Raw genomic sequence first — 20760 nt, 5'->3', positions numbered from 1 at the left:
GGTGCGGCTCCTCGCTCAGTACCCGAAGGAGATGGTCTCGGGGGCGACCTCACCGGTGGACGTGTCCTTCACGGGCACCGCGACGCCCTTGAGGGCGCTCTTGCGCATGAGGAAGAACCAGACCACGGCGAGCACGCCGTACAACAGGGTGAAGGTGACCAGGGACGTGATCACGACCCAACTGGGGTGGTTGGACACGCCCTGCATGGTCAGCAGGCGCACGGTCGGGTCCAGCGGGTTGGGGTGAACCACCCAGGGCTGGCGACCGATCTCGGTGAACACCCAGCCCGCGGAGTTCGCCAGGAACGGCATCGGGGTCGAGAGCACAGCGAACCACTGGAAGGCCTTGGAGCCGCTGGTGCGGGCGTTCTCGCCTTTACCGCGGGTGATCCAGAAGGCCCAGATCGCGAGGATCCCGCTGAACACCGCGAAGCCCATCATGAGGCGGAAGGACCAGTAGGTGACGAACAGGTTCGGCCGGTAGTCGACCTCATGCTCGGCGCCGTAGATATCCGTGGCGGTCTCGCCGAACTGTTCCTTGTACTGGGCGTTCAGGTCATCCACGCCCTTCAGCTCGGCCTTGGGGTCGTTCGTGGCGAGGATCGAGGTCACGTAGGGGATCTCGATGAGGTGGGTGACACCGTCGCAGTCGGTGGTGAAGGCGTCGGGGCCGCCCACGGTCAGTATGGAGAACGGTGCGCCAGACTGCGTCTCGCACAACGCCTCGGCGGAGGCCATCTTCATCGGCTGCTGCTGGAACATCAGCTTCGCCTGAGCGTCACCGGAGATGAAAAGACCAATGGCGGCGACCACCATGACCAGCACGCCGAAGCGCACGCCCGGGCGGTAGACATCGCGTGCGAGAGTCGTGTGCAGCGCTTTCTCTTCTCCATCGGCCAGGGCCTCAGCCTTGCGATGGTGGACTGCCATATGCCACGCCGCCACACCCGTGACGAATGCGCCGGCAAGAAGCCAGGCGCCGGTGATGACGTGCGGGAAAGCAGCGAGCGTGGTTGGGTTGCTGAGCACACTGAAGATCGAGCCCTGCGACGGGTCGAGCTCCGCGCGACCGGTCTGCTCGTTCAGCATGACGCCGAAGGGGTGCTGCATGAAGGAGTTGGCAGCGAGAATGAAGTAGGCGGACAGCGTGGTGCCGAGCGCGACCAGCCAGATGGTGGCCAGGTGCACCTTCTCCGGCAGCTTGTTCCAGCCGAAGATCCACAGCCCCAGGAACACCGACTCCATGAAGAAGGCGGCCAGACCCTCGAGGGCCAGGGGAGCACCGAAGACGTCGCCCACGAAGACGCTGTATTCAGACCAGTTCATGCCGAACTGGAATTCTTGGACGATGCCGGTGGCGATGCCGATCCCGAAGTTGACGATCAGCATTGAGCCGAAGAATTTCGTCAGCCGGGTCCAGGCGTCCTTGCGGACAGGGTCCTTGGATCGCACGGCGACGGTCTGCATGATCGCCACGAGCAGCGATAGGCCGATCGTGAGTGGGACGAAGATGAAGTGGTAGACGGTGGTGATTCCGAACTGCCACCGCGCAATGTCGAGGGCTTCCATGTGTTCTCCAAGCAGGGACGACACTCTGTCATGAAAGTATGACCGTCCGGTCACCGCAGTGCAGGACGATAGTCCCGATCACGGCGACTTCGACGACGACGTCGGCTCTGCCTACTGTGGCACGGAGCAGGCCCGTTTGCGACGCACCGCGGCCCGATACGGGCATGGTGATGCTCCTGTGACATACTGACGCGAGCGCTCTCCTGCTCCGCACCGAGTCGGGAGAACCTCCCGGCGCCGCGCCGCCGGAGCCCTGGGCACGCGCCTGACGCGACCGGGATCGCTCCGCGACCGGCATCGCTGCGCTTCCCTGGTGTGGGGAGCTGCGCGACGGTGAGGGCTACATGACTTCCGTCCCCACGGACGATGACCACGGGCCGCTGGGTGCGCTGCGTCCCGCAGAAGGAGACAGCCTGATGGCTGATCGCATGGAGCACATTTCTGCGCAGGAGAACAGCACCTCATCGGAGTCGGAGAGCACCTCGGTGCCCGCGCGTCGCACGCGTCGACGCGCGGGAGCACCAGCGGGCGCGCCAGCATCGAGCACGCCAGTGGCGACTGCGGCCGATGCGGCTCCGCGCACGTCGGTCCCGGAGCAGAGCGCCCAGGTGCTCGAGGAGGCTCCGAAGCGGCCGACTCGTCGTCGTCGCGCGGGGGCACCTGCAGGTCCGCCGGTGTTTGTGCCGCCCGCAGCACCGACGTCATCGGACGATGCACCGAAGGAGCCTGAGCAGCCACGTGATGACGCGCCGGCCGGTGCAGCCGATGATCAGGGTGGTGCCCGCGATGCGAGCCCGGTTGCCGATGACCTCCGCGCCCTCGCGTTCCGCACCGGCCAGGAAGGGCGCGGGGATGAGCAGCCTGATGAGGCCGAGCGCGCCCGCCGCGAACAGGCACAGGTGGACCTGACATCGCTTCTGTTCCAGGCTCCGACACCGACGCGCACACGCACCACGGTGGGCAGCGAGAGCTCCCCGGCTGGAAGCGCCGACCTCGCCTTCGACTCCGGCAGTAGTGCCACAGCGCAGCGTGGCGAGACCGACGATGACAGTGACGACGCCGGCGGCGCCGATGGCACCTCGACCGATGAGCCCAGCGACGATACGCAGGACGATCAGAATGCCCAGGGCACGTCCGGGCAGAACTCGAGTGATGACGACAGCTCCGGACGCTCTGGCTCCTCGCGCCGTCGCCGTCGGCGCGGTGGTCGTGGTCGCCGCGGGCGCGGTCGAGGTGACGATGATCGCCGGGGCGCCGGCGATTCGGACGATGCGTCCCAGGAGGGCTCGAACTCCTCTGACGATCAGGAGCCATCAGGCGGAAGCAACGAATCGGATGCCGCCCAGCCCGGTCATCACAGCGGTGACTCGTCGTCCGAGGACTCGGGCAGCTCGAGCTCCTCGCGTCGTCGCCGTCGTCGCCGTCGTTCCGGCTCCTCCGACTCTGATGTCTCCTCCCCGGATGATCCGCCGAACACGGTGGTCAAGGTCCGTGAAGGCCGTGATGAGGTCAAGGCGGTCAAGGGTTCCACTCGTCTGGAGGCCAAGAAGCAGCGCCGGCGAGAGGGCCGTGAGTCCGGGCGCCGCCGCAGTGTGATCACCGAGGCTGAGTTCCTGGCTCGTCGCGAGTCGGTCAAGCGGTCGATGGTGGTGCGTGAGCGCCCTGGGCGCACGCAGATCGCGGTGCTTGAGGACGATGTTCTGGTCGAGCATTACGTCGCACAGAAGACGCAGACCTCGATGGTGGGCAACGTGTACCTGGGCAAGGTGCAGAACGTGCTGCCCTCCATGGAGGCCGCCTTCGTGGACATCGGCCGCGGTCGTAACGCAGTGCTGTACGCCGGTGAGGTCAACTGGGACGCTGCAGGTCTGGACGGCCAGCCGCGTCGTATCGAGCTGGCACTCAAGAGCGGCGATTCCGTGCTCGTGCAGGTCACGAAGGACCCGATCGGCCATAAGGGTGCGCGTTTGACCAGTCAGATCTCGCTGCCAGGCCGGTATGTGGTGTTTGTGCCGGGCGGGTCGATGACGGGTATCTCCCGCAAGCTGCCTGATACCGAGCGCAGCCGACTGAAGAAGATCATGAAGCAGATCATCCCGGCGGAGGCGGGCGTGATCGTCCGCACGGCGGCGGAGGGTGCGAGCGAGGAGGAGCTCACCCGTGATGTAGAGCGTCTGCGCTCCCAGTGGGAGAAGATCGAGAAGGCCAAGGGCAGCAAGTCCGCACCGGTGGCTCTCTCGCAGGAGCCCGACCTCGCCATTCGCGTCGTGCGCGATGTGTTCAATGAAGACTTCACATCACTGATCGTCGAGGGTGAGCGCACCCATGACGAGGTGCACTCGTATGTCTCCTCTGTCGCCCCTGACCTGCTGGAGCGGCTGACCCGCCACGTGGGGGAGAAGGACGTCTTCGCTAAGCACCGCATTGACGAGCAGCTGCTGAAGGCGATGGACCGCAAGGTGTATCTGCCCTCCGGCGGCTCGCTGGTGATCGATCGTACCGAGGCGATGACGGTGATCGACGTGAACACCGGCAAGTTCACCGGCTCGGGCGGATCGCTCGAGGAGACGGTCACACGCAACAACCTCGAGGCGGCCGAGGAGATCGTGCGGCAGCTGCGGTTGCGCGATATCGGCGGCATCATCGTCATCGACTTCATCGACATGGTGCTCGAGTCCAACCGTGACCTCGTCCTGCGTCGACTGGTGGAGTGCCTGGGGCGTGACCGCACGAAGCACCAGGTTGCTGAGGTGACGTCCCTCGGCCTCGTGCAGATGACTCGTAAGCGAGTGGGTCAGGGGCTGGTGGAGACTTTCTCCACGAGCTGCGAGCACTGCAATGGTCGCGGGCACATCGTGGACATGGACGCGCCCGCGGAGGGTTCGCGTTCCGGTGGCGGGTCGGCGTCCTCACAGGAGTCCTCACGCTCATCCCGTAAGCGCGGCTCGCGCGGTCGTTCCCGTAACGGCTCGGCGAAGGACGCCGTGAGCGAGCTGCTCGATCAGAAGAATGGTGACGTGCACCGGCTGGAGGAAGACGAGGACTCACGCGCGCTTGCCCGCGCCACGATCGCCTCGATCGCGGCCGCCAGCAGCCAGCAGTCTCACCCGGAGGTTGTGGTCGACGGTCAGGTTGTGACGGTCGGCGACTCGGCGTCGGCACCGGGTGAAGATGCTCAGTCTCGTGACCGTGCGCAGCCGGATGACTCGTCAGGATCGAGCGACCATCCGGCCTCGGATGACCACTCGGATCCAGAGGGCCACGCAGAGTCAGCCGACGGCAATGCGCCGACGGGTGATGACGCCGCGACACAGGGTGAGTGACCAGTTCCACAGCTAGATCGCGCCATCGGTGCTGGTCGCAGCACTCGAATCGGTTGACCCGGGCCCGTCGGGAACCGTAAGCTACCCCCTGGCGCAGAACGCGCCGTACGTCGTGCTCGCCCGGAGCTCTGCGCGACCGCGCCTCCCGTCCGGCATCGCCGGAATGGTTGACGGTCGCTGGTGCGCGGTCCGGACCGGTGCGTGAGCGGCGACAGCAGCAGATCCGATCAAGATGGAGCAGTGACGTGGTGTACGCAATCGTCCGCGCAGGCGGTCGTCAGGAGAAGGTGTCGGTGGGCGACACCATCGTGGTCAACCGCGTGACCGGCGAGGCGGGCGACACCGTCGAGCTCGCCCCCGTGCTGGTTGTGGATGGCGACAAGGTCACCTCCGCTCAGGCCGATCTCGCCAAGGTGAAGGTCAGCGCCGAGATCGAGGGTGCCGAGCGCGGCCCCAAGATCCGCATCCTGAGGTACAAGAACAAGACCGGCTACAAGAAGCGCCAGGGTCACCGCCAGGAGCTGACCCGGCTCAAGATCACGGGCATCGCCTGAGCGAGCCCCCACACAGGCGAGAACGAGAGAAGGTTCCGACATGGCATCAAAGAAGGGCGTGAGCTCCTCGAAGAACGGCCGCGACTCCAATGCGCAGCGCCTGGGCGTCAAGCGCTTCGGCGGCCAGCAGGTCGGCGCGGGCGAGATCATCGTGCGTCAGCGCGGCACCCGCATCCACCCCGGTGACGGCGTGGGTCGCGGCAACGACGACACCCTGTTCGCGCTGACCGCGGGCACGGTGGAGTTCGGTCGCAAGCGCGACCGTCGCGTCGTCAGCGTTGTCGCCAGCGCCTGACCACCGCCCCGGCTGAACCTGCCGGGACGCACAGCTTGCCTCGAGGGGCGGAGCCCAGCGCTCCGCCCCTCGAACCGTTCCCGCGGGGAGGAGACCCATGGCTGAGTTCGTCGACCGTGTCGTACTGCATGTGGCCGGAGGCAACGGCGGGCACGGCGCCGCCTCGATCCGGCGCGAGAAGTTCAAGCCGCTGGCTGGCCCCGACGGAGCAGACGGTGGCCGCGGCGGGGACGTGATCCTGGAGGTCAACGCCTCCACCACCACGCTGCTGACCTACCACCACAAACCGCACCAGCGCGCGCAGTCCGGTGGCTTCGGCAAGGGTGACCTGCGCCACGGCGCCCGCGGCGAGGATCTGGTGCTGCGTGTCCCGGACGGCACCGTGGTGAAAACCGAGGACGGCCGTGTGCTCGCGGACATGGTCGGGATCGGCACCCGGTTCGTCGCTGCTCGCGGTGGTACTGGCGGCCTGGGCAATGCGGCCCTCGCCTCTGCCAAGCGCAAGGCACCGGGTTTCGCGCTGCTCGGCGAGCCCGGTCAGGAGCGCACCCTTGTGCTCGAGCTGAAGTCCGTGGCGGATGTCGCCCTCGTCGGCTACCCGAGTGCTGGCAAGTCCTCGCTCATCGCTGCCCTTAGCGCGGCACGACCCAAGATCGCCGACTACCCCTTCACAACACTCGTGCCGAACCTCGGCGTGGTGGAGGCAGGTCACTATCGGTACACCGTGGCCGATGTGCCCGGCCTGATTCCCGGCGCCGCCGCAGGTAAGGGCCTCGGACTCGACTTTCTGCGACATATCGAGCGGTGCCATGTGATCGTCCACGTGATTGACGCTGCAGCGATGGAATCGGACCGCGATCCCGTGAGCGACCTTTCCACGATCGAGGCGGAGCTTGCGGCCTACGCCGAGCGGCTGGATGAAGAGGCCGCAGAACGTGTGCCGCTGCTGGAGCGGCCCACGGTGATCGTCCTGAATAAGACCGATCTGCCCGACGGTGAGGATATGGCGCAGATGGTGGCCGATCAGCTCGCGGAACGTGGCCTGCCGGTGCTCGAGGTCTCGGCTGTGTCCCATAAGGGCCTGCGGGAGCTGTCCTATCTATTGGGCAGGCTTGTGGACGAGGCTCGAGCTCGGCTGCCGGAACCGAAGGTAGCGCCGATCGTGATCACGCCCCGCGCCGAGAACGATGGAGACTTCCAGGTGATCCCCGAGCAGTTTGATGGCGCGACTGCGTACCGTGTTCAGGGCGACAAACCCGAACGGTGGGTGCGCCAGACCGACTTCGCCAATGATGAAGCCGTCGGCTACCTCGCGGATCGACTCGCCAAGCTTGGTGTCGAGGAGGAGCTGTACCGCGTCGGCGCCCATGCTGGCGATACCGTGCTCATCGGGCCGGGGGCAGACGCCGTGGTGTTCGACTGGGAGCCGACGATGATCGGCGGCGCCGAGCTGCTGGGTGCCCGCGGCACCGATGCCCGCCTGGAGGAGCGTCTGCGCCCGACGCGCGAGGAGAAACGCGAGCAGCAGCGCGAACGCACAGCCGCCCGCATGCAGCGGCTGGCCGCGATGGAGCAAGAGCGGCGTGATGGTCATTGGACGGATCCGGCTCGGGAGGATGACCCCTCGTGAGCACGCATGCGGCGGGACCCCGCCAGCCGCTCCGGCTGCAGGGACGATCCGATATCGCGTCTGCGCGCCGCATCGTCGTCAAGATCGGTTCGTCGAGCCTGACCCACCCGAGCGGCCAGCTCGATGAGCAGCGGATTCGGGCGATCGCGACAACGGTCTCCGGGCTGATCACTGGCGGCGTGCAGGCGGTGATCGTCTCCTCGGGCGCGATTGCGGCGGCTCTGGGCGAGCTGGGTTTGGATGAACGCCCCCGAGACGTGCCGTTGCAGCAAGCAGCCGCGAGCATCGGGCAGGTGGTGCTCGCCGGGGCCTGGTCGCGAGCCTTCGCCGAGCACAATCTGCTCACCGGGCAGGTGTTGCTCACCGAAGCCGACGTGATCCATCCGGAGACCTATGCGAATGTGCGCAGCGCCCTGGAGTCTCTGCTCGAGCTGGGCACTGTCCCGGTGATCAACGAGAACGACACCACAGCCACGCACGAGATTCGTTTCGGCGATAACGACCGGCTCGCTGCCCTGGTTGCGCAGCTGCTCGGCGCAGACTTACTGGTGCTGCTCACCGACGTGGACGCGCTGTACACGGCGCCGCCGCGCGACCCTGGCGCCCGACGGATCGATGTGGTTCCGGACATCGATGCTCTCGAGGGGGTGAGTATTGGTGATGTCGGATCGAAGGTCGGCACCGGTGGCATGGTCACGAAGCTGTCGGCCGCGCATCTCGCGGCCAGCACCGGCACCGCCACGATGCTCACCCGGGCTGATCTGTTCGCTTCTGCACTGGACGGAGCTGTCGTGGGCACCTTCTTCCCCGCGCATCACGGCCGACGGCGATCACGCCTGGTGTGGCTGCGGTTCGCGACCCGCGGCGCGGGCACCCTGCATGTGGATGAGGGCGCTGCCGCTGCTCTGCGCAGCCGCCGACGTTCCCTGCTCGCCGTCGGGGTGAAGGAGGTGGAGGGCGCCTTCCCTGCCGGTGTCCCCATTGATATCGCGTCGCCAGGCGGGCAGGTCATCGCGCGCGGTCTGGTGAACTTCAGCAGCGAAGAGTTGCGCACGATGCAGGGGCATGACTCGGCGTCGTTGCGCGAGACGCTGGGGGAGAGGTATCGCCGCCCAGCTGTTCACCGCGATCACCTCGTGCTGCTATCGCGGCCCAAGTCGGAGCCGTAGCCTTTCCCCATGAGCGAATCGACCCCGTCCGCGCCGCGTCGACGCGCGCACCGCGCCTCGACCGACCGCACCACCACCGCCGTCCACGCTGCTGCGAAGGCAGCCCGTGAGGCCCAGCCCGCGCTCGCCCGCCTGAATCGCCAACAGAAGGATCAGGCCATGGAGGCGATGGCGCAGGCTCTGCTCGATTCCACCGACACGATCCTCGAGGCGAACGCACGTGATTGTGCTGCAGCCGACGAGCAGGGCATCGCGGCGGGCCTGCGAGACCGGCTCGCTCTGGACGCTGATCGCCTCGCGGGGATCGCTGGTCAGCTGCGGGATACCGCGGCACTACCGGACCCGGTGGGTGAGGTGGTGCAGGGCCGGATACTGCCCAACGGGCTTCGTCTGCAGCAGATCCGCGTCCCCCTTGGCGTGATCGGCATGGTGTATGAGGCGCGGCCGAACGTGACCGTTGATGCGGCAGGCCTCGCCCTGAAGGCGGGCAGCGCTGTGGTGCTGCGCGGCGGATCGGCGGCCCTGCACTCGAATACGGCGATCATCGCGGTGCTCCGCGAGGCGCTGACCGGGCTCGGTCTTCCTTCGGACCTGGTCGTGGGCATTGACGCGCACGGCCGTGATGGGGTCGATGCGCTGATGCGCGCTCGCGGACTCGTGGATGTGTTGATCCCGCGTGGGGGAGCTGGCCTGATTCGCCGCGTGGTCGAGAACTCGACGGTGCCCGTGATCGAGACGGGCACCGGCAACACCCACATCGTGGTCGATGCGAGCGCGGACCGCGACCAGGCCGTGGACATCATCGTGAACGCGAAGACACAGCGGATCGGTGTCTGCAATGCCCTCGAGACCCTCTTGGTGCACCGTGATGCGACCGGTGTGCTCGGCCCCGTCGGCCAGGCGCTTGCGGACCATGACGTCACCCTTCACGCTGACGATGCTGCCGCCGCGGTGTTCGCGCAGGAAGCGCCGGATGCTCGCGTCGTGCCAGCGACGCCGGAGGATTGGGAGAACGAATACCTCGCGCTGGACCTCGCCGTGCGTGTTGTCGACAGCCTCGATGAGGCTATCTCCCATATCCGGCGGTACTCGAGTGGTCACACCGAGTCGATCCTCACGCGTGATCTCGCGTCGCGAGAGACATTCCTGCGTGAGGTGGATTCCGCGGTGGTCATGGTGAATGCCTCCACGCGTTTCTCCGACGGCGGCGAGTTCGGCTTCGGAACAGAGATCGGCATCTCCACCCAGAAGCTGCATGCGCGCGGCCCGATGGGCCTTGCAGAGATGACCACCACGAAGTGGATCGTGGAGGGAGAAGGGCACGTGCGACTGTGAGCACGCCGTGATCCGCGAGCCGTGCCCGCTGTGGGACAATGGCGGGCAGTCACCGTCGAAAGGCCTCTTCAGATGACCGAGCAGTTCCTGATCCTCGCCGAGGGCGGCGCCCACGCCGCGGGGGGCGTGCCGCCCTACCTCGTCGGCATCGGCACCTTCGTGATCCTCCTGAGCCTGTACGGGATCACCTGGCTTGCCAGCGGACTCAACCAGCCCAAGAAGAACTCGCAAGCCGCCGACGAGCACGCCGACCGCTGAGCACCGTGCAGGATCAGCGACGCCGACTCGGGGTGATGGGTGGCACCTTCGACCCGATTCACCATGGCCACCTTGTGGCGGCCAGTGAGGTGCAGAGCGTGTTCGGCTTGGATGAGGTCATCTTCGTGCCGACGGGACGCCCGTGGCAGAAGGGGGATCGGAAGATCTCCGATCCCGAGCACCGCTATCTGATGACGGTCGTGGCCACTGCCGCGAACCCGGTGTTCACCGTGTCCCGTGTGGACATTGACCGCCCGGGGCCGACGTACACGATCGATACGCTGCGTGATCTGACCGCTCTGCATCCTGACGCTGATCTGTTCTTCATCACCGGTGCCGACGCTCTGCAGTCCATCCTCACGTGGAAGGACACCGAGGAGATGTTCGAGCTCGCCCATTTTGTGGGGGTGACGCGGCCGGGGCATGATCTGGACACGTCGGGTGTCCCGACCGGTCGCGCCACACTGATCGAGGTGCCGGCCATGGCGATCAGCTCCACGGACTGCCGTAACCGTGTGTCTGCGGGCTCGCCGGTGTGGTATTTGGTGCCGGACGGTGTGGTGCAGTACATCAACAAGTACGCCCTGTACACAGGAGGTGACGGTGATGAGTGAGCCCGTCGCTGGTGCGCGCCACGGACGTCGTGCACGTCGGGCCGCCGTCGATGAGACCGCGCCGTTGGCCGTTGTGACGGACCCATCGGACCCCACTGGTGTGCCGACGGTCCGCGGGGCCGTGGCTGCCCCCGGCGCGGACACGCCGATGCCGCGCCTGCGCAAGTTCGGCAAGCGCGCTCGCATCATTGAGCTGGTCGACCCCGATGATGTCCCGATTGCGGTGCCGTCGGCGCAGCCGGAGGAGCCCCAGCGCTCTGAGCCGCCTGCCGACCTCGAGCAGTCCACCCAGAGCGAACCGATCACCGAGCGTGAACCATCTGCCGATCCTGCGCGCGGTGCGTCCGACGACGTGCTGACATCCCAGGCTGGTACCTCCACCTGGGTGGTTCGTACAGCCACGGACAGTGCACCGGCCGCGGATGAGCCTGCATCGGCGGCGGAGCCTGCCACAGCGCAGACTGCGCCAGATACCTCGGCACCTGAGCGCGCAGAAGCGTCTTCATTGGCCGCCACGTCTGCAACGAGCCCGAACAGCGTCTCCGCCCCAGCGCCCACCGCTGCCCCAGCATCCGGCCCGGATGCGAGCGGTATCCGCCGCGATGCAGACGGTGTGGAACTGGGGGAGCTGTCTGTCACCGAGGCACCGGATCCGCGGCCGGCGCCACGCTTCGAGGGCAAGGTGCTGCACCGGCCTGAATCGGGTGGCGGCCGCGGCGCGGTCATCCTGGTGTGGGTGTTGATTGCCCTTGGCGTGATCGCACTTGTGGCGCTGCTGCTGACCGGCGTGCTGGGACCTGCTCAGGCACATGCCGCCGTGGACGACGCCGTGCCTAGCATGCTGGAGGGGTCCGCAGCAGTGCTGACCCCGCCCCTGGACCTGTGACCGTTGTATCTGCCTGACCCTGATCTGCTCGAGCCGACCGCACTGTGGAGGACCTGACCGCGTGAGCGCCCCCGACGAATCCCTCGATCTTGCCCGAGTAGCAGCACAGGGTGCTGCCGACAAACTCGCCACCGAGGTGATCGGCCTCGACGTCTCCGAGCAGGTTGTCATCACCGACGTCTTCCTCGTGTGCAGCGGTGATTCCGAGAGACAGGTGAGCGCGATCGTCGATGGCGTCGAGGAGGCTCTGCTCAAGGAACGTAGCCGCAAGCCACTGCGCCGGGAAGGTGAGCGCGACGCACGCTGGGTGCTGCTCGACTACGGCGACATCGTGGTGCACGTGCAGCATGCGGAAGATCGTGCTTTCTATGCACTGGAGCGGCTGTGGCGCGACGCCCCCGTGCTGGACCTGGACATCAACCACGGCGCAGAACGGGGTGGCGCCGGCCAGTCTTCGGAGCGGTCATGAAACCTGCACCCCTCGGACATCGCAGCACCACACGCTTGCTGCTGGCACGCCACGGCCAGACCGACTACAACGCTGAGGGGCGACTGCAGGGGCAGATCGACATCGCGCTGAACGAGACTGGCCGCAACCAGGCTGCAGGTCTCGCGCGTGCGATGGAACAGGTGCGCCCCGACGTGATCATCGCATCGCCCCTGAGCCGCGCTCATGACACGGCGTGTGCGGTGGGGCAGGCGATCGGGGTTGACGTTACGACCGATGAAGCCCTGCTGGAGCGGAGCTTTGGTCCGTGGGAGGGCCTCACGCCTGACGAGATCACGCAGACCTGGCCCGCCGAGTACGCCGATTTCCGTGCGCATCGGCGTGTGGAGGGTGTTGAGGTTGAGGATCGTCAGGCAGTCGCTGGTCGCGTGGCGCGCGCCTGCCGCACGGCGGTGGCGGCGAATCCGGGACGTACGGTGCTGATCGTCGCCCACGGCGCTGCGATCACACTGGGCGTGACCGAGCTGTTGGGCTTGGATGCCCACGGCTTCCGCGGTCTGGCAGGTCTGAGCAACTGCCACTACTCGCATCTCGAGCCCGTGCACAGCGACCCGACCGGCCAGCTCATGAGGTTGGTGTCACACAACCTCGCTCCCGATTTCCGCTGAGAGGCCACGGGATGTAACATCGATGAGTCGCCGACGAGCCCACGACAGGCACGGAGGCGGTCCCACGGGGCTATGGCGCAGTTGGTAGCGCGCTTCCATGGCATGGAAGAGGTCAGGGGTTCGAATCCCCTTAGCTCCACGTAAGATGAGAAAATCGAAACTTGCCCCGCCTGATGGCGGGGCAGTTTTGTTTCTGCGGTGACGTGCGCCGGGGCGTCGATGCTGGTGTGGGCGAGGATGCTGGCGGTGGTCTGCTCGGGTGTGTAGGTGGCGTTCTCTTCGTCGTCGATGGTGATGCGGGTGAACAGGGCGCGGTTGAGGATGCGTCGTTCGGCTGGTTCGCACTTGTGGTAGAGGTCGTCGAGGTCGACGAGGAGTTCGGTGAGCTGGTCCAAGCCTGTTCGGGCGTCGGCGTAGGTGTCGGTGAGGTTGTCGAGCCGGGTGGTGATCTGGTCGAGGCTGGCGCGGATGCGGTCTTGTTCGCTTTTGAGGAGGTCGAGTGGGATCGCGTCGGCGTAGTGAGCTTGGACGAGTTTGAGGCGTTCGGCTTCGAGCTTGTTGCGCTGGGCGGTCAGGAGCTTGCGTTCGTCCTCGCTGGATCCTTCGAGCTGGTCGAATACGTCGTTGAGGACCTTCCGGACGTGCTCGGCCTGGGTCTGGGTCAGGGAGTTGCGCTGGTAGGTGCGTTCGATCTCGGCTTCGGCGCGTTCGGCAAGGATCGCGGAGCGAGTGCATTGGGTGGTCTTGCGGCGTCGTCCGGAGCAGGTGAAGTACTCGTAGCGGTCCCCGGCCTTGTCGCGGGGGCGTTCGATCATGAGCTTGGCTCCGCAGGCGCAGTACAGGGTGCCTTTGAGGTAGTGGTCGTACTTCTGTGGCCGTTCGCCACGGGCGTTGTTGGCGTCCAGGTTGGTCTGGACGCGCAGCCACGTCTCCGCGTCGACGAGGGGCTGGTGGGTGCCGTCGTAGGTGACGCCGCGGAAGGTGACGGTGCCCTGGTAGTAGGGGTTGGTGAGGATCTTGTGCAGCCCGGTGGTGGTGACTGGTTTGGCGGGCTGCGAAGGGGTGGGTCGGGTGGTCAGGCCGCGGGCTGTGAGTTCTTTGGCCAGGCGGGACAGGGACCAGTCCCCGGTGGCGTAGGCGGTGAAGGCGAAGCGGATGAGGTCGGCGCGTTCGGGGTCGATCTCGATCTCGCGGGACTCGCGTCCTTGGGCGTCGGTGGTGCGGACGTTGAGGTAGCCCAGAGGCGCTTTGGTGGGGGTGCCGCCGATCGCGGCCTTCTGGGTCATGCCTTTGAGGACTTCTTGGGCCAGGTTCAGCGAGTAGAACTCGGCCATGGAGGCCAGGATGCCGTGCATGAGCATCCCTGAGGGGGTCTCGTCGATGTTCTCGGTGACTGAGACCAGGCTGATGTTCGCATCCCGCAGCGCGGCGTGGATCTTGGCGTCATCGAGCCGGTTGCGGGCGAGGCGGTCGACCTTGTTGATGATGCAGTACCGCACCGGGTGCGTGGTGGCGTAGTCGAGCATCTCTTGGAGCGCGCGTCGTTGGGCGGTCTTGGCTGACTCGCCGGGCTCGATGAACTCCTTGACGATGACCGCACCGAGCTGTTCGGCCTTGCGCTGCGCGGCTTCGCGCTGGGCCGGGATCGACAGGCCCTCTTCCAGCCCGTTTCGGGTGGCTTGGTCCTTGGTGGAGACCCGCAGGTAGCTGATCGCCGCCACCTTCCCTTCACTCCCGGACGCAGTGGTGTCTGGGCGTGGTGTGGTGCGGGCGAGGCGTCGAAGGCCTGAGATGTCGAGGCCGGAGAGCTGATCGAGTGTCATGGTGACCGCCTTTCACAGGCCCCCACATGTCTGGGGGCGGGTGGGGCGCCGGAGGCGGTCACGTCAGAGTCGAAAAGAACACCCCTCGAACGGGGCTTAGCAAGAGCAGGTGCCAACAGCGCCGAAACTTGATGTGGACCCAGTTTAGCGTTCGGCTGCGAGCAGGCGACGAAGATGGGCGCCGGACTGCCCGACGGGCTGGTCGCCGGCGGTGCGCAGCGCGATCCGGATCAACACCTCGGCAACCTTCGCGACATCGATCTCCTCACGCGGCTCATACCGCACGCGCAGGGGCCGATCCGCCTCGACTCGGGCCGTGGTGCGGCGATACCGGCGCACCATCCTCAACCACCCTCAGGACCCAGAACATCGTCGCGAACCTCATCGGTCGCCGGGTCGATCCGGTCATCCAGGCTGGCGTAGAAGGCGTCTTCGGCAGCCTGTCGTTCGTTGACCTGGTCGATGACGTATTGGACGAAGTCGGCGTCTCGGTCGGTGATGACGGACTCGTCGTGGGTGGGTTGGGGTTCTTCGCCGGGCCAGGTGGTCTGTCGGGTGGGTCGGTCGCGGTCCAGGCGGGTGCCGGAGGCGGTGACCCAGTCACGGAGGCGGTGGCGGGCGTCGGCGAAGTCGCGGTGCCATCCCAGGGGTGCGGAGCCGTTTTGTTCGGGGTCGTAGGCGCACAGCCAGTGCAGGTGCAGGGCGGACAGTTCCCACAGAAGTTCGGGGTGGCGGTGCCAGTAGGGCGGGATGACCGCGGCGGGTAGGCCGTAGGTGTGGCGGAGCCAGTCGACCCACCGGTTCAGCTCCAGCAGCTCGGCTTCCAGATCCTGCGCCGACAGGAGGTTCCAGTTGATCGGGTGCGGTGGTTCTGGCAGCGCGCTGGTGTCGGGGGTGTGGGGGTGGTCGTCGAGGATGCCGGGGTCCTCGTACTGGACGTCGGGCTCGGGCGTGTATGTGCTCATGATCGGTCCGCCCGGGTCACATGCTGAGGCTGTCGGCAGCAGGCGTGGCTTGGTGGTGCTGGGGTGGTTCGAAGGCCTGCCCAGCCGCCTGACGTTCGAGAGCTTGGCGGGGTGTGCGGTCGACGTCGTAGCGGGTGCGGGCGGTGTCGTGGCCGATCTTCTTGGCGACGAACTCCTCGCCCGCGATGGTCTGTCCGTCGCGTTCGTAGGTGTAGTCGTGGGCGTAGCCTTCGGCGACGAACTGGTCGCCTTTGGTGAAGCGTTCGAAGGCGCGTTCGGCGGTGACGCGGTAGAGCACGAGGTTGCCGAAGGAGGGTTCCAGTTTGGTGAAGGTGCCGTCTTCTTCGCGTTGGAAGTTCTCTTGGCCGTAGCGGGCGTAGAAGCGGGCATCGCCGCGTTCGGTGTAGGTCAGCTGTGGATCGGATGCGATGAACCCGGACAGGGATTCCTGGGTGCGGATGGCCATGACGCGGTACCTCTCAACTCGTGGACTGCAGCCCGCTGGTGGTGTGGGCTGCTGGTACCGGTCAGGTGCACCCCGCGACCCCGGTCATGCACGGGGGATCTGCAGGAGCTGTTCCAGTTCGCGGCGGTCGCGTTTGAGGGTGTCGGCGTCGGAGCGGGTGGGCCAGGCGGTCAGGTCGGTGATGATCGGCGGCGCGGAGCGCAGCAGGGTGACGCCGGTGCCGAAGGGGAGAGTGCGGATGCGGTCCGGTGGCAGGATCGGCACCCGCCGCACGGAGCGCTGATTCGACCTGGTCCCGTGGTCACCGAGGGTGACGGAGTCGGTGTATTCGTCGCGTTCGCCGATGAGGGTGGTGAGGTCTTGAAGGTCGCGACTGTTGGAGGCGCCCCCGAGGATGAGTTTGACGATGGCGGCGTCCCAGATCGCTCCGGCTTGGTGATCGGACCACTTGTCGCGTGCCTGGGCGAGCGATTGCAAGACGGGCAGGGTGGTGATCCCGGTCCCGCCACCTTCGGCCATCAACGTCGGCAGCGACGGCAGCGGCGCGAGGTTCCCGATCTCATCAAGCGCGAGCAGCAGGGGTGGGTCGAGGCGTGCGCCGGGTGAGCGGGCGGCGAGACGCCGGGCGGTTTCGATGAGGTCTTCGATGAACGCCGCCACCAACGCGGCCGACGCCCCGGCGCCGGCACCCGTGGCGAGCAAGTAGAGCGTTCCGGACTCGCGCAGGAAGGTCTCGGGGTCGAAGGGGGTCTCGCCCTCGAGTGGTGTGACCGCGTCGAGGACCCGGGGGTCCGCGAGGGCGCCGAGGGCGAGGGCGACGCCTTGCCAGATGGAGTCGCGGGTTTTGGGATCGGCGTCGATCATCGCCCCCAGCGAGTCGGCCCATCCGGCTGCTGCATTGGGGTGGTTGGTGAGGATCGCGACGGCTTCGGCTGCGGCGGCGGGATCGAGGGTCCACCGGAACAAATCCGCCGGCTTTCGAGAGTCCAACGCCGCGGCGTGGAGGAGGGATTGGAGGGCGGTGCGGGTCTTGCCCTCCCAGAACCCACCCGACTCCACACCACCAGCCGACAACCCGGTGGCAGACGCCAGCCCGGTCGCGCGGATCATCGCCGTCAGCGGATCCTCACAGCCGCGGACGGGTGACCAGCGCATCCCCGCCGGGAGCCCTTCGGCCAGGTGCTGGGGATCGAACACCGCCACCGGGCCACGACGCTGCCGGGCGCGCAGGGTGGCGGTGAGGTTGTCGGGGCGCGTGCTGGTGGTGACGACGGGGCCGGGGGTGTCGAGGATGGCGGGGATGACGATGTGCAGGCCTTTGCCGGAGCGGGGCGGGCCGATCAGCAGGATCGAGTCCTCCACACTCGCCCACACCCCGACACCCTTCGAGGTCCCGAGCCGATACCCCACCTCACCCGGCGTCGGATCAGCCAACGACGGCCGCAACGTTGAGGCCCGTTTCAGAAGGGCCTTCTCGGAGGCGACCTGGGCGACCTCGTGCCGCGTCGCTGTGCCCGCCAACCGATGCGGATCCACCTCCTGAGCGTGGGAACGGCGCCGCCAGGCGACCCATCCCCAGCCCGCGAGTGCGACCATGCCGCCCAGCACCACGACAGTCGTGACCCAGTAGGCGACCGAGTTCAGGCCAGGGGCTGCGAGGGCTTCGGCGGGGTCGCCGGGGTTGAACAACACCCCGGCGCCGGCGGCCCAGCTCGCTGTGGGCTGGGGTGCTCCGGTGAGGAACGCGGCGACCGACCCGGTTGCGCGGAGCACGAGGGTGAGGAGGAATAGGGCGATGAGGCCGATGAGGGCGGCGTTGGTCAGTTCCTCACCCATCGACCCACTCTGCCGCTGCGAGGTACTCATCGCGTCTCCTGCACGATCAGGGTCCCCGAGGTCCGCCCGACCACCACCATCGGCATCACGGTTGTGTCGGGTGGGGTGATGGTGCCGTTCTCATCCGCCGCGACTTCCTCAACGATCTGGGCGAGGAGCACCGTCTCACCGGGCAGGAACCCCACCAACTGCTCCGATTCCGCCGTCCGATTTGCTTCCTCAGGTTCAGGATCACCCGTGGCGGCTTCCTCGTCGGCAGGGGCTGGGGTGTCTGGCTCGGGTTCGGGGGTTCGGCGTGGTCGGTGGGCGTGGATGATGTCGGTGAAGTGGCTGCCGTCGGACTCATAGACATCCACTCGCACGGGAATATGGCGCTGCTCGGTGAGGTCATCGAGGATGGCTGCGAAGTCACTCCGACCCCACACCTCACCGGCCGGCGGAAGATGCGGCTGTTGGTCGACGGTCACGGTCAGGGTGCCGGTGATGTCGACGGTGATGACCACGTGCCGCAACACCACCGGCACTGACTCGCTCGCGTTGTTGCGGCGGTGTCTCAGGGCGGGAAGCTTGGGCATTACTTGACTCCTGCGGTGAGGCGGCTGCTGGTGTCGAACAGCTCCAGCTCGCCGGGGTGGAGCTGGTGCTGGATCACGAACGAGCGGTTCTTGATCCGCCACAGCCCCTGACCCACGCCAAGGTTTGGCAGCAGGGTCTGTTCGGTTCCGGTCAGGCCGAGGGCGGTGGCGGTGGGGCCGAGCTGGTCGGATTCCTGGCGGTAGACGATCCGCGTCTCCGCATTCGCCAACAGACTGTTGGCCAGCGAGCGCATGGCGGAGCCTTCGTCGCCGACGTTGTCGAGGTCGGAGAGTTTGTGGAAGATCAGCATGTTCGCGATCCCGTAATGCCGGGCCAGACGCCAATGCGCATCCATCCGCTTCAACAACGCTGGATGGGACATCAGTCGCCAGGCCTCGTCGTAGATCACCCACCGCTGCCCACCGTTCGGGTCCAGCAGCGCGGATTCCATCCACGCCGAACTGCAGGTCATCAACACGCTGATGAGGGTGGAATTCTCCGTCACCCGCGACAGGTCCAGGCTGATCATCGGCAGATCCGGATCGAACGCCACGGTGGAGGGGCCGTCGAACAGGCCAGCGAGGTCACCAGCCACCAGGCGCCGCAGCGCGTGGCCGACCAGGCGCCCGTCCTCGGCCAGGCGCCCGTCGGGGTCGTGGCTGGGGGTGAGGATGTGGTCGACGACCATGGGCAGGATCGGTACCTCGTTCTCCGCCACCGTCGCGGTGAGGGCGAGGTCGATCGCGGTGTGCTCCAACGGAGTGAGCCCCCGCGCCAGCACTGTTTCGGCCAGCGCGCCGATCAGGTCCCGGCGCCGGGAGGCGACGGTGCTCGCCCACTCTTGGTCGGTGAGCCCGCCGGGGCGGTGGCCCTCATCCAGGGGATTCAGGCGGGTGTGGAGGCCGTGGCCGAGCACGATCGCCTTCCCACCCATCGCTTCGGCGACCGCGGTGTGTTCGCCCTTGGGGTCGCCGGGGACGTAGACGCGGCGCCCGAACGGCAACGACCGCGTATACAGCGACTTCGCCAACGACGACTTGCCCGATCCGACGATCCCCGCCAGCACCAGGTTCGGGGCGGTGATGATCCCGCGGGCGTAGAGGACCCACGGGTCGTAGACGAAACTGCCACCCGAATACAGGTCCTGCCCGACGAACACCCCATCCGACCCCAGACCGCCTTCGGCCATGAACGGATACGCCCCGGCCAACGTGGCCGAGGTGTCCTGATGCCGAGGCAACCGCAACCGGCCCGGCGACCGCAACGCCGCCGACCCCGCCTCACCAGCCGCCGGCAGAAACGTCGTCGCCTTCCGCTCCTCCCGTTCCGCCGCTGCTTTCGCCTTCACCGCCTCCCGCTCGACCCTGGCCTGCTCAGCCTGCAACCGGGCCGCAGCCTGACGCCGGGCCTTACGAGCTTTGCGCCGTTCCGCGGCCGGGGACACCAACACCGCAGCGTGCAGCCGTTCCTTCTCGCCACTCACAGCGACCGCCCCACCGAAGACGATGCTGCTGCTCCGCCCGTCGGGGGCGCGAACCAATCCGTGCCCTCAGCTGCACGACGCGGAGACTCGGACGTGACCCCGCTGAACGCGTCCCGTGCCGCCACGACGTCCTCGTCGTAACTGGGGTCAGGGACGGTGTCGGGGTGTTCGCGGACCAGCCCGACATACCCCATCTGCGGGTTGTAGATCAGCACATACCCGTTGGCCTCGAAGCTGCGATCCCACTGCCCACCCGGCAGCTCGTCGTACACCTCACCATTCACGAACGCCGCGCCAGTGGTTTCGTCGCCGAAGTCCCACTGCGCCAGATGCGCAATCCCCGCCTGCACCCCCTCCACATCAATCAGCTCCAGCACCTCATCGGCCTCACTGCCCTGGAGGAACACCACATTCACCCACCGCCGCGAACGCACCGGTTCAGAGCTGGTGTGGGTGTGCCAGGCGATCCGACCGGACGCTTCGTGCGCGCGCATCACCCGATCAGCGACCTCATCCAGCCCGTCGGCGGCCTGATGCAACTCATCCGCCGCCGCCAACGCCACCGCCTCCGCCGGCGCGCGGTCATCGGTGAACGCGATATCGCGGTGATCAGCATGAGCACGAGACAGCTGGTCCAGCACCTGCCGCAACAGCCGCACCGACCCCGACACCTCACCCAACACCCGGTACATGTCAACCGGATCCTCAAACGCGCGAGTCGCGTGCGCCAACCCACGCAACCCCTCATAGGCCTCAGCAGCATCAGCCACCGGATCAACAAACGTCGCCATCCCAACAGTCCTCTCTACGCAGCGGCGGATTGCCTACGAGGGAGGTGCGCTCGGCTGCACGCGGGAAATGT

At 67.0% G+C, this 20760-nt stretch carries 19 protein-coding genes, 1 tRNA gene and 1 pseudogene; 12 read left to right on the top strand and 9 right to left on the bottom strand.

Translation table 11 applies throughout. The features are described 5' to 3' along the window. Positions 1–15: 15 nt before the first annotated feature. The gene (locus tag C8271_RS08760) at positions 16–1569 is read right to left on the bottom strand and encodes a cytochrome ubiquinol oxidase subunit I (RefSeq protein WP_106506960.1); all 1554 of its coding nucleotides are present in this window, start codon (positions 1567–1569) and stop codon (positions 16–18) included. Positions 1570–1985: 416 nt separating this feature from the next. Between C8271_RS08760 and C8271_RS08755 the strand changes: the two genes are divergently transcribed. From C8271_RS08755 to C8271_RS08700, 12 genes are all read left to right on the top strand, one after another. Next, a complete protein-coding gene (locus C8271_RS08755) occupies positions 1986–4892 on the top strand; it encodes an Rne/Rng family ribonuclease (protein ID WP_106506959.1) in 2907 nt (968 codons plus the stop codon). A gap of 245 nt (positions 4893–5137) precedes the next feature. Further along, positions 5138–5446, top strand: a complete 309-nt coding sequence (rplU, locus tag C8271_RS08750) for a 50S ribosomal protein L21 (RefSeq protein ID WP_106506958.1) — start codon at positions 5138–5140, stop codon at positions 5444–5446. Between the two features lie 40 nt (positions 5447–5486). Further along, positions 5487–5741: a 50S ribosomal protein L27 gene (gene rpmA / locus C8271_RS08745; RefSeq protein ID WP_106506957.1), complete on the top strand. Its 255-nt coding sequence runs from the start codon at positions 5487–5489 to the stop codon at positions 5739–5741. Between the two features lie 97 nt (positions 5742–5838). Next, positions 5839–7371 (top strand): GTPase ObgE, encoded by a 1533-nt coding sequence (gene obgE, locus C8271_RS08740; RefSeq protein ID WP_106506956.1) that lies wholly within the window; start codon positions 5839–5841, stop codon positions 7369–7371. After that, positions 7368–8540: a glutamate 5-kinase gene (gene proB, locus C8271_RS08735; protein WP_245921060.1), complete on the top strand. Its 1173-nt coding sequence runs from the start codon at positions 7368–7370 to the stop codon at positions 8538–8540. The genes obgE and proB overlap by 4 nt, the downstream gene beginning before the upstream one ends. 9 nt (positions 8541–8549) lie before the next feature. Next, positions 8550–9875: a glutamate-5-semialdehyde dehydrogenase gene (locus C8271_RS08730; RefSeq protein ID WP_106506955.1), complete on the top strand. Its 1326-nt coding sequence runs from the start codon at positions 8550–8552 to the stop codon at positions 9873–9875. A gap of 72 nt (positions 9876–9947) precedes the next feature. Further along, positions 9948–10133, top strand: coding sequence for a hypothetical protein (locus tag C8271_RS08725; RefSeq protein ID WP_106506954.1), 186 nt, complete (start codon positions 9948–9950; stop codon positions 10131–10133). 5 nt (positions 10134–10138) lie between these two features. Next, entirely contained in the window at positions 10139–10747 is a 609-nt protein-coding gene (gene nadD / locus C8271_RS08720) for a nicotinate-nucleotide adenylyltransferase (RefSeq protein ID WP_106506953.1), read from the top strand. After that, a complete protein-coding gene (locus tag C8271_RS14170; protein WP_245921059.1) occupies positions 10740–11633 on the top strand; it encodes a hypothetical protein in 894 nt (297 codons plus the stop codon). Before nadD ends, C8271_RS14170 begins: the two co-directional genes overlap by 8 nt. A gap of 61 nt (positions 11634–11694) precedes the next feature. After that, a complete protein-coding gene (gene rsfS / locus C8271_RS08710; protein ID WP_106506952.1) occupies positions 11695–12102 on the top strand; it encodes a ribosome silencing factor in 408 nt (135 codons plus the stop codon). After that, on the top strand, positions 12099–12749 hold the full coding sequence (locus tag C8271_RS08705; protein ID WP_106506951.1) for a histidine phosphatase family protein: 651 nt from the start codon (positions 12099–12101) through the stop codon (positions 12747–12749). Before rsfS ends, C8271_RS08705 begins: the two co-directional genes overlap by 4 nt. Before the next feature lie 66 nt (positions 12750–12815). Continuing rightward, positions 12816–12888 (top strand) — tRNA-Ala (locus tag C8271_RS08700). Between the two features lie 601 nt (positions 12889–13489). On the opposite strand, the pseudogene C8271_RS14500 reads toward C8271_RS08700, so the two are convergent. The 8 genes and pseudogenes from C8271_RS14500 to C8271_RS08650 all read right to left on the bottom strand — a co-directional run. Beyond that, positions 13490–14572 (bottom strand): annotated as a pseudogene (locus tag C8271_RS14500) (recombinase family protein); the annotation flags it as partial. A gap of 144 nt (positions 14573–14716) precedes the next feature. Next, positions 14717–14914 carry a hypothetical protein gene (locus tag C8271_RS08680; RefSeq protein ID WP_034375218.1) on the bottom strand — a complete coding sequence of 66 codons (198 nt, stop codon included), beginning with the start codon at positions 14912–14914 and terminating at the stop codon, positions 14717–14719. A 2-nt stretch (positions 14915–14916) separates the two neighbouring features. Then, positions 14917–15537 (bottom strand): hypothetical protein, encoded by a 621-nt coding sequence (locus C8271_RS08675; protein ID WP_034375220.1) that lies wholly within the window; start codon positions 15535–15537, stop codon positions 14917–14919. A 16-nt stretch (positions 15538–15553) separates the two neighbouring features. After that, positions 15554–16003, bottom strand: a complete 450-nt coding sequence (locus C8271_RS08670; RefSeq protein ID WP_106506950.1) for a single-stranded DNA-binding protein — start codon at positions 16001–16003, stop codon at positions 15554–15556. Between the two features lie 84 nt (positions 16004–16087). Continuing rightward, on the bottom strand, positions 16088–17869 hold the full coding sequence (locus C8271_RS08665) for a TraM recognition domain-containing protein (protein ID WP_106506949.1): 1782 nt from the start codon (positions 17867–17869) through the stop codon (positions 16088–16090). Then, a complete protein-coding gene (locus C8271_RS08660; protein ID WP_052127034.1) occupies positions 17866–18414 on the bottom strand; it encodes a hypothetical protein in 549 nt (182 codons plus the stop codon). The genes C8271_RS08665 and C8271_RS08660 overlap by 4 nt, the downstream gene beginning before the upstream one ends. Beyond that, entirely contained in the window at positions 18414–19898 is a 1485-nt protein-coding gene (locus tag C8271_RS08655; RefSeq protein WP_106506948.1) for an ATP-binding protein, read from the bottom strand. Before C8271_RS08655 ends, C8271_RS08660 begins: the two co-directional genes overlap by 1 nt. Beyond that, entirely contained in the window at positions 19895–20689 is a 795-nt protein-coding gene (locus tag C8271_RS08650; protein ID WP_034375231.1) for a hypothetical protein, read from the bottom strand. Before C8271_RS08650 ends, C8271_RS08655 begins: the two co-directional genes overlap by 4 nt. Positions 20690–20760: the final 71 nt, after the last annotated feature.

The organism is Brachybacterium timonense, assembly GCF_900258505.1.
Classification (GTDB): Bacteria; Actinomycetota; Actinomycetes; order Actinomycetales; family Dermabacteraceae; genus Brachybacterium; species Brachybacterium timonense.
This window is presented reverse-complemented; position numbering and strand designations above follow the sequence as displayed.